4 protein-coding genes are annotated in these 4,099 nt (G+C 30.7%); all 4 read left to right on the top strand.

The features are described 5' to 3' along the window. Window positions 1-225 precede the first annotated feature (225 nt). The 4 genes from Q0871_RS18580 (at window position 226) to Q0871_RS18565 (ending at window position 4,051) form a co-directional block, all read left to right on the top strand. Entirely contained in the window at window positions 226-1,344 is a 1,119-nt protein-coding gene (locus tag Q0871_RS18580; RefSeq protein WP_299326588.1) for a serine hydrolase, read from the top strand. Window positions 1,345-1,630: 286 nt separating this feature from the next. Further along, the gene (locus tag Q0871_RS18575; protein ID WP_299326585.1) at window positions 1,631-2,035 is read left to right on the top strand and encodes a hypothetical protein; all 405 of its coding nucleotides are present in this window, start codon (window positions 1,631-1,633) and stop codon (window positions 2,033-2,035) included. A gap of 506 nt (window positions 2,036-2,541) precedes the next feature. After that, a complete protein-coding gene (locus Q0871_RS18570; RefSeq protein ID WP_299326582.1) occupies window positions 2,542-3,345 on the top strand; it encodes an ATP-grasp domain-containing protein in 804 nt (267 codons plus the stop codon). Between the two features lie 208 nt (window positions 3,346-3,553). Further along, window positions 3,554-4,051: a hypothetical protein gene (locus Q0871_RS18565; RefSeq protein WP_299326579.1), complete on the top strand. Its 498-nt coding sequence runs from the start codon at window positions 3,554-3,556 to the stop codon at window positions 4,049-4,051. The last annotated feature ends 48 nt before the right edge of the window (window positions 4,052-4,099 follow it).

Raw genomic sequence — 4,099 nt, 5'->3', positions numbered from 1 at the left:
TCTAGCTAAACCACTTAATCATTCTCCTTTGTTTATATAATTATAGTATCTTCAAACTAAGAACCAAACATACGAGCTAAACCGTTGTAGCACATTTAAGAAAACCAACCTCTACATTTGTAGAATCAATATTTTATTCAACATTTGTAGAGTAAGTGAAATTAAATATCTCATTGGTGCCTTTTCATTTCAACATCCTAGAAAAAACTTAATCCAAATTAAAAAATGAAAAGAATTTTATCACTCGCAATTGTATTAGTAATATTTAGCTGTAGTACACCAATAAAAGAAAATGAAAACCGAAAACAAACTAAAAACGAAATAATAGAAAACTTTAGTGAATTAGTAAAAACAGACGTTAAAGACGATAATATTGAGGGAAGTTTTTCTCTTGCAATCATTCATAAAGATTCAACTTTAGCATTGAAATCATACGGAAATGCAGATTTGAACACTATTTTTCGAATTGGTTCAATTTCAAAATCATTTGCTGGATTTTTAATGATGCAACTTCAACAAGATAGAAAGCTTGATATAAACGACCCTGTTGAAAAATATTTACCTGAAATTAAATCGTTAGTTGATTATGATAAATATCCACCTATTACTCTAAAACAATTAGCTACACATACTTCTGGATTAGATAGAGAATCGAGAAGTAGAGATGAAAATGTTCGTTTTGGAAATATCAATGAATGGGAAAATAATCTTATTAAAGCAATTCCAGAAACCTCATTTCGTTCAAAACCGGGAGAAAGATTTGGATATTCAAACATCGGATTTGCCATTTTAGGTTTAACGCTTTCAAAAGTAGCCGACAAGCCTTACATCGAATTAGTTCAAGAAAAGATTTTCAGACCTTTAGAAATGAATAGTACTTATTTTAATGTTCCCGAAAACCTAAAAGGAAATTTAGCAAAAGGAATGGCAGGTGGTCCAACTGCTGAACTTGATTACGAGAGACCTAAACGTGAACAGAATGAAGTTGGATACAGAATACCAAATGGAGGTATTTACTCAACACCAACCGATATGGTTAAGTTTATGAAAGCTTGTATGGGCTATTCATCTCTCTTAAATGAAAGTAGTATTGAAATGCTACAAACAACACAAACACCAACAACAAGATTAAGGTCTAATTATAGTTTTGGTTTTGATTTATATTCAGACCAAGGAATAAATACTGTCGGACACGCAGGTTCTAACGCTGGATATTCAGCTCATTTCGAATATGAAAAAGATAGCGAATATGGTGTAATACTTATGAGAAATTATAATTTTGGCAATACTAATTTAGATTTGAGGTCTAATTCAATACTGCGGAAATTAAGTATTGTGGAATAAAAACGTGCTACACCAACGTGTATAATTAATAGCTTGTTCTAGCCTACTTGCGCAAATTCTCGTGGATTTTCAATTTGGTTTGTATTTGCTAAATTAGGTGCGTTAAACACGCACAACCCATATACAACAACGTTAGTAAAAATAACAACACAAACAACAGCTATCTTGGCTAAATTATTACCTTTAGGTGAGGTTTCATCCCCTATGATGGCGCTTAATACTTGGAAGATTGATGAAAAAATTAACGCTACATATAATATTACTTCTAACCATAAATACCTTTGGTATGAGTCAAAAGAACACTGTAAATACATTTGAGGTTACCATATCTACTATTAATAAGCAATTAAATCAAGGAGAAGAACTTTTTATTATTATTGTTGTAAAAAACATAAGTGACAGCTCAGCTAAATTCTGTAAGTACCATACGCCTTTTGAAGGAATAAAAAATGAAATTTTTGAGGTGGTAAAAAACGGAAAAGAAATCTCCTATCAAGGAAAACTCAAAAAAAGAAGTCCTCCAACTAAAGAAGACTATATCAACCTGAGGCCAGGACAATCAAAAACGTGTAAAGTAAGTCTCAACCAAGAATACAATATAGAGAATAAAGGAACCTATAGAATTCGATTTCTTGGTTCTGGAATCAGTCAATTAAACGATTCGAACGAGATAACTTTTGAAATAAGGTAGCTCTTTTTACTAACACTCGTGCACTAATTAGACTTCTACGGTGAATTTAAATACCAGTATAGAGGACATATTAGTATTGCTCATAGCATTCTTTATTATTTTTTTAATACCCAACACCATACAGAATAATGTGATAATGGTTAATTAAGTGAGATAAGGAAATATAAAAATGGACAAGAAATAGGCGAATGGAAAATTTATGACGAAAAATAGAATCGAAAAAAATCATTCATATTTAAAGGCGGAGTTCTCCAAGAATAATAAATTAACTAATGAAAACATTTGCTAACACCATATAAAAATAATAGGGGTTACAAGCCGGACCAAAAGTTGATGTCTATTAACAAAGTCAACCAAATTTACAATTTGACGGTTAAAATAAAAATAACGGTAAAATTGTAAATTTGGCTAAGTGCTAAACCGAAAAGTAAGTGTGTTTTAATTCCTTAATATTCTTATATTTAATATTGGCAACAAGCAAAAAAACAAATTACACTTAATAAAAAATGTATTACATAATCCAAAAGAATGTTTTTCAAGACTCAAGATACGATGTGATTTTTGGAGTGTTGGAAGAACTCGGACTTGATTATGAACGTGTAGAGTTTAAGCCAAATAGTAACGAGTTGGATATACAAACCAAGAGAAAAGATATTTTTGTTTATGGCTCGGTTAAATTAGCTAAAGTAACTGCGGATTTTGATTGGCTTCCAGGTTCATTTTATGGGAACAATCACGAATTTGAACATTATTCTAATGGATACGGAATCAACACTATTAACTATGGAAGTTATTTATCGCAATTTTCTGACGAAATTGATTGGTCGAACAAAACTGAATTATTTATTAAACCAAGCATTGATGCCAAAGTATTTACTGGAAAAGTATTTAATGAATCCGAATGGAATGATTTCGTTTACAATAGTTTAAACGACTCTCAAAATCAAAGAATAAATAAAAATACTGCAATACAAATTTCCGAACCTTATTCATTAATCAAAGAAGCAAGAGTTTGGATTGTAGGCGGAAAAGTTGTGACAAGTTCATATTACAGATTTCACGGAGGAATTGAATTCGAAGAAAATGTTGAAGAAAGCGGATTAAAATTCGCACAAAATATGGCTGAATTATATAATGTTGCGGATGCATATGTGATGGATATTACATTGACTTACGATGGCTGGAAAATAATGGAAATTAACTGTATCAATAGCGCTGGGTTTTATAATGGAAACGTGATGAATATAATTACGGCACTTGAAGAATATTATGGAAATAATGCGGATAGCACAATACACAACAGTGTATAAAAAACATAGGGCGTTTGTATTGAACTGAAAGGTCTGTGCATATTAACAAAGTCCGCTAAATATAAAATTTGGCATTTATAGTAGAAAATATAAAAGCAACGTATTTATATTTAGCTAAATATTAAACCGAAATGATAGTGCTTATCTCCTGCCCTATGTTTCTTATACTTAACGTTGGGCCTCATTTGACAAAACCATCGAAAACTAAATGAAATTATTCCCAAGTAAATACTTTACGGTAGAATTAAGAGAAGATAGAGTGGCTACATTGAATGAATTAAAGCGCAACACAAAACTGACTGATAATCTAATTTCTAGTTATACTGACAAAAAATTTATTGGAAAAGTAAATGACGGCGGTTTTAAAATAATATCATCTGAAATTGGACGTGGAGCGGTTTGTGTTTTTACTGGAGAACTTCAAGATTCTCTAGGAGAATTAGAAATAAGAATTCATAATGCTTTTAAAGTAATGTTTTCTATACTTTTATCATATCCGCTTATTGGCTTTGGTTTAATTACCTATAATCAAGGATTTGAAAAGGCAATAAAATTACTGCCAATTCTTATAATAGGATTACTTTTTATAAGGTTTGTTTTTATAGAATTAAGTTTTCGCTTTATTTCAAAAACTGGACTGAATAAATTGACAAAAACCATCGGAATAAAAACGAGGCACAACAAAACCTCCTATGAAAAGCCTTAGTCCAGTTTCTTAAAGTTAATTAATATTTTCTTTTTTGCCTTAAACCAC

The organism is uncultured Maribacter sp. (genome assembly GCF_947500985.1).
Lineage (GTDB): Bacteria > Bacteroidota > Bacteroidia > Flavobacteriales > Flavobacteriaceae > Maribacter.
Note: the sequence above shows the minus strand (reverse complement) of the source record. Positions and strands in the feature narration are given on the sequence as shown.

Excerpts from the sequence above, each read along its gene's own strand:
- Q0871_RS18570 (WP_299326582.1), top strand. The coding sequence starts at position 2,542 with ATGTATTACATAATCCAAAAGAATGTTTTTCAAGACTCAAGATACGAT.
- Q0871_RS18580 (WP_299326588.1), top strand. The coding sequence starts at position 226 with ATGAAAAGAATTTTATCACTCGCAATTGTATTAGTAATATTTAGCTGT.
- Q0871_RS18575 (WP_299326585.1), top strand. The coding sequence starts at position 1,631 with ATGAGTCAAAAGAACACTGTAAATACATTTGAGGTTACCATATCTACT.
- Q0871_RS18565 (WP_299326579.1), top strand. The coding sequence starts at position 3,554 with ATGAAATTATTCCCAAGTAAATACTTTACGGTAGAATTAAGAGAAGAT.